Annotated in this window: 1 protein-coding gene; it reads left to right on the forward strand. The window is 67.2% G+C overall.

Annotated features, from left to right (window positions below):
- Positions 1 to 46 precede the first annotated feature (46 nt).
- Positions 47 to 1,090, forward strand: a complete 1,044-nt coding sequence (locus NLI01S_RS24795; RefSeq protein ID WP_067609330.1) for an IS30 family transposase — start codon at positions 47 to 49, stop codon at positions 1,088 to 1,090.
- Positions 1,091 to 1,095: the final 5 nt, after the last annotated feature.

Here is a 1,095-nt window from a genome sequence, read left to right on the forward strand (position 1 = left end):
TGGTGTCATACCGTCGTAGCAACACCGCAGGTCACAGGGGTTGCTCATGCAAGAACGACGGATGCTCACCCTCGCTGAACGCGAGGAGATCGCGCTCGCCCACGCACGAGGAGAAGGCGTACGCGCCATCGCCCGCCTGATCGGCCGGGATCAGTCGGTGATCAGCCGCGAACTACGCCGTAACACCAGCAAGCGCGGCTACCGGGCCACCACCGCCCACCAACGCGCCAAGACCCGCCGCACCCGCCCCCAACAGCGCTTGATGGAGGCCGACCCGATCATCCGCCAACGGGTGTTGGCCGACCTGGGGCGGGGACGCACCCCACGCCAGATCGCGGGCCGGTTGAAGCTGGAAGCCGACGATGCCAGCGTGGAGCCCATGGAAGGCTCTGTGCCCACCGGCGGTGCCCGCATCAGCCACGAAGCGCTCTATACCTGGATCTACGCCCTACCCAAGGGCGAACTGGCCCGGCTGGGGGTGATGCTGCCCTCCAAACGCGGCGCCCGCCGCCCCCGCCGCAAGAACGGCCTGTCCGGTGCCCGGATCGTGGGCATGCGCTCCATCCGCCAGCGCCCAGAGCAGGCTCTGGGCCGCCGGGTACCCGGACATTGGGAAGGGGACCTGGTGGTGGGCAAAGAAGGCAAGAGCGCGGTGATCACGCTGGTGGACCGCCAAAGCCGGTTCACGGTGATCTTGGCCCTGCCCCAGGGGAGGACGGCCGATCATGTGGCCGATGTGCTCATCGACCACGTGTCGGGGCTACCGGAGTTGGTGCGCAAGTCGCTGACCTGGGACCAGGGAACGGAGATGGGCCGTCACGCGGCGGTGACGGTGGCCACCGACCTGCCGGTGTTCTTCGCCGATCCGCACAGCCCCTGGCAGCGTCCCACCAACGAGAACACCAACCGGCTGATTCGGGAGTATCTACCCAAGGGCACCGACATCCCGCAGCATCAGCCGTATCTGACCGCGATCGCCGAGGAGCTCAACACCCGGCCGCGGGCGTGTTTGGGGTTCTACACACCGCAAGAGGTGTTCCACCGGCAGTTGTTGGAGGGCCAGGACGAGGGTGTTGCTTCAACGGATTGACACCG

It is taken from the genome of Nocardiopsis listeri NBRC 13360 (genome assembly GCF_001570765.1).
In the GTDB taxonomy this organism is placed as follows: domain Bacteria; phylum Actinomycetota; class Actinomycetes; order Streptosporangiales; family Streptosporangiaceae; genus Nocardiopsis; species Nocardiopsis listeri.